Origin of the sequence: Stenotrophomonas sp. Ste86 (assembly GCF_024519465.1) — a bacterium.
Taxonomy (GTDB): domain Bacteria; phylum Pseudomonadota; class Gammaproteobacteria; order Xanthomonadales; family Xanthomonadaceae; genus Stenotrophomonas.
Genome location: NZ_JALJRW010000039.1, coordinates 1 through 3948, shown reverse-complemented (window position 1 = coordinate 3948; position 3948 = coordinate 1). Strand labels below are relative to the sequence as shown.

The following is a 3948-nucleotide window of genomic DNA, read 5'->3' as shown; positions in this document are numbered from 1 at the left end:
CGCGTACGCCATCCATGGCGTACGACGGTCCCGCGAACCCACACACCCCCGCCCTGGACAGTTGGTTGGCGACCATGGGCAAGCAGGGCACGGCTCTATCTATTGCTTTTGCAAGTTCTGTGAGTGGCAGGGATGTGTGAGGGGCCGGTGGGAGTGGGGTGGCGGGACTGTTGGGCGCCATGGGTCCGGCGCATGCGCCGGACGGGTTGGGCAGGACGCCCAACCCCGGTCTTGCCGTTTGTGCAGGACTGCACAAACGAGCAAGGCGCACGCGAGCCTCCATGGGTGAAGGCGCATTGCATGCGAGGCATTGCCTCGCATGCGACTGAACGCACCGCCGCCAGCGGCTGGGCTGGGCCGCGGAGCGGGATTTACGGCGTGTCCCGCCACCCCACTCCCACCAGCCCAGCCCGACAAACGCGCGTACACGCACCGCTTTTGATCTATCGCTTCCAGCTGAAGAAAACAAAAAAAGGCGGCGCCCGAGGGCGCCGCCTTACTTCCATTCAACGGCTTGGAGAGAGTAAGCCGTAGATCAGAAACGCTGCTGGTACTTCATGTACATGTAACGGCCGATGTCGAAGCCACCGTAGTAGGTGAAGCTGCTGTTGGGCTGGCTGTACATGATCGGACCCTGGTGGTCGAACACGTTGTTGATACCCATCGACACCGTGCCGTTCCACGGCAGGATGTAGCGCATCTGGATGTCGTGGAAGGTGTTCGAACCTACCTTGTTGATGCCCTGGTTGCCCGTGTACGGCGAGCTGAAGCCCGGGTTGCTGCACTCGGTGGCATATGCGCAGTTTTCCTGCATGCTCGAGTAGTAGCGTGCCGTCCAGCCCAGGCCGAAGTTACCGTACTGCCAATCCAGGTTCAGGTTGGAACGCACGCGGAAGTTGCCTTCCCAGCCGGCGTACTGGCGCACCGGCGTGGTGTCGGCGTTGTCGTTCTTGCGTTCCAGGTAATCCACGTAGGTGGTGTTCCAGGACACGGAGAACTTGCCGATCGCCAGTTCCGGCAGACGATAACGCACGGCGATGTCATAGCCTGCGGTTTCCTGGTAGCCGGCGTTGAGCAGCGTGCGGTCCAGCGCGCTGACCTGGCCAATCGTCTTGCCCGACTTGGAACGGGTGAAGCGGTTGCACGCCGCATCCACGCCCTGCACGTAGCACTGGTTGAGCATGTCCGTGGCCGACTCACCGACAATCACGTCGTTGATGCGGATCTTCCACCAGTCCAGGCTCAGGTCCAGGCCCGAGACGAACTCCGGGCTGTACACCAGGCCCACTGTCCAGGTCTTGGCGGTTTCCGGCTTCAGCGCCTCGTTGGAGCCGGAGGTGAAGTCGGTGCCACCCTGCTGGCCCGGCACGGTTGCCGGATTGCCATCGGCCGCCAGCTGGCGGAAGTTGGCCGGCACGCCGCCGGCGCGGCAGCGTGCCTGCACCTGCGCGTTGTTGGCCGCGGCACCGAAGGTGGTGTCGCACGGATCGGTGTACGAATCACGCGTGGTGACCGTGCCGCCGTACAGGTTTTCCACCGTCGGGGCGCGGAAGCCGGTGCCGTAGGTGGCGCGCACCAGCAGGCTGTCGATCGGCTTCCACTTCAGGCCGAACTTGGTGTTGGTGGTCGAACCGAAGTTGTTGTAGTCCGAGTAACGACCGGCCACGTCCAGCGACAGCTCGCGGGCGAAGGCCATGTCGGCCAGCAGCGGCACCTGCAGTTCCAGGTAGGCTTCGTTGAGCGCGTAATCGCCACGGGTCGGCTGGCCGCTGGTGCCGGCGATCTGGCCGTTGCGCACCATCAGGTCCGGGTCGTAGCTGGCTTCTTCGCTGCGATGTTCGACGCCCATCGCACCCATGATGTCACCGGCCGACAGGCTGAACAGCGAGCCGGAGATGTTCGCGCTGGCCACCTTGGTGGTGCTCTGCATCTTGTCGGTGAAACGGGTGAACAGGTAGTCCTGCACGTCCTGGTTGCCCAGCGCGCCCGGGCCGGTGTAGCCCATCGGAGCCAGCGGATTCCACGGCGTGCAGCCGGCGATCACGTTGCCGACGCTGCCGCAACGCGCAACGCCCTGGCCGTCGATGAACGACGGGCCGACGGACTGGTTGACGTTCGGCTGGTACATGCTGCCCGTACCGATGCGCTCGCCTTCGTTGCGGTTGTACATGTAGCTGACGTTCCAGTCCCAGTACCGCGAACCGGTTTCGAAGCTGCCTTCCAGACCGACGCTGGCGCGCTTGGTGGTCAGGTTGTTCTCGGTGCCGCGCGGCAGTTCTTCGGTGCGGTGCGCGAAGGCAACGTCACGGCCGAACGGGTTGAACGCGCTGTCCTTGGACAGCAGCGCGCGCCCGCCGGTGCTCTGGTACGGGTAGCCGGCCAGCTGCTTGGTCGACTCGCGCTCGGTGTACAGCGCGTCGGCCACCAGGCGCAGGTTGTCGTTGATCGAGAAGCCACCGTTGGCAAACACCGACTTGCGCTGCAGACCGGTGAGCAGGCTCATGTTGGTCTTGGTGTTGGCATCGTTGGCCTTGTCGGCCGGCTTGAAATTGCCCAGCACGGTCGGGTCGCCGCCCGGGCCCACGCTGAGGTTCCTGCCATCGACGGTGGCATAGCCCCACGGGGTGACGCCGCTGAGGCCGTCGGTCGGGTGGCGCGGGCCGTTCGGGTAGGCGGTGAACTCGCGTGCGCCGCCCAGGATCGGATCTTCGTCGGAGTACTCGCCGCCGACGGTGACCCAGCCACGGTCGAAGGTTTTGCCGAAGGTGGCGCTGTAGCTGGTCTTCTGACCGTCGCCTTCGCTGTACTGGCCGACGTAGGCGTTGACTTCAGCGCCGTCGAAATTCTTGCGGGTGATGATGTTGACCACGCCGGCGATGGCGTCCGAGCCGTACAGTGCCGAGGCACCGTCGGTCAGTACTTCCACGCGGTCCACGATGGAGGACGGGATCGAGGCCAGGTCGGAGTAACCGGCGGCGGACACGCCCATGCGGCGGCCGTCGATCAGCACCAGGCTGCGTTCCGGGCCCAGGTTGCGCAGGCTGACGTACATGCCGCCGAAGTCGCGACCGGACTCCAGCGAGTTGGCGCGGCTCATGCTCGGCGCGCCGGCAGCGGTAACATCCTGCAGGATGTCGGCGACGTTGATGTAGCCCTTCTTTTCGATCTCGGCGCGGTTCAGCGCGACGACCGGCTGGGCGCTCTCGACGCTGGCCTGGCGGATGCGCGAGCCGGTGATTTCAATGCGATCCAGATTGGTGGTGCCGTCATTGGCGGTCTGGGCGAAGGCAGGGGCACTGCAGCTGGCGACAAGCGCGATGGCGATCGCGTTGCGCAGCGGGTGGGTCTTCAAATACATCCGTGCGATTTCTCTTTCTCGTAAAAAACAAGCGCCCTTGCGGGCGGCGTGGGGACAACATCACGACGCGGGGGGCGGGAGTCTAATGACTTTTCAAATTTTTTACTTTCATCTGAAAGCATAAAAACCGCTAAAAATGAACGCTCGCTGACAAATTCGCGGGTTGGCTAACAATCTTTTTTCAATGCGCGACAGTACGTGCAGTGCGCATCGCGTCGATGCAGGCAGAGGCACCGATAACGGCGATGGTCCGGTCAACTTGAGTGCACGTGGATCTGCATCGAAGGGAAGCGTTCAGTGTGTATCGACGGTTCGCGAAAGAATTTCCTTTACCTCCGCCTGACACCTATGAAGCGCGCTGTGAGCTTTTCCTGGTACGGCCGTCGGTGGGTCGGGCGCCGGGCCCCATGCCCTTTCCGGCGAATGTCCCCCGGCGTCGGCCTACGGCCGCCCCCTCCTCCTTTATTTCGCCTCCAAGGGCATGGGGCCCGGCGCCCGACCCACCAACGGCCTCGTTGGAAAGTCCGCTTGGCCCTACCGCAAGCCGAGCCCCGTAGCAGCCGGTAGGCCCCTGGGCAAAATAAAGGAGG

At 63.9% G+C, this 3948-nt stretch carries 1 protein-coding gene; it reads right to left on the bottom strand.

Annotated features, from left to right (window positions below; genetic code table 11):
- Positions 1-535: 535 nt before the first annotated feature.
- On the bottom strand, positions 536-3358 hold the full coding sequence (locus tag NR101_RS18925; protein WP_256777589.1) for a TonB-dependent receptor: 2823 nt from the start codon (positions 3356-3358) through the stop codon (positions 536-538).
- Positions 3359-3948 lie beyond the last annotated feature (590 nt).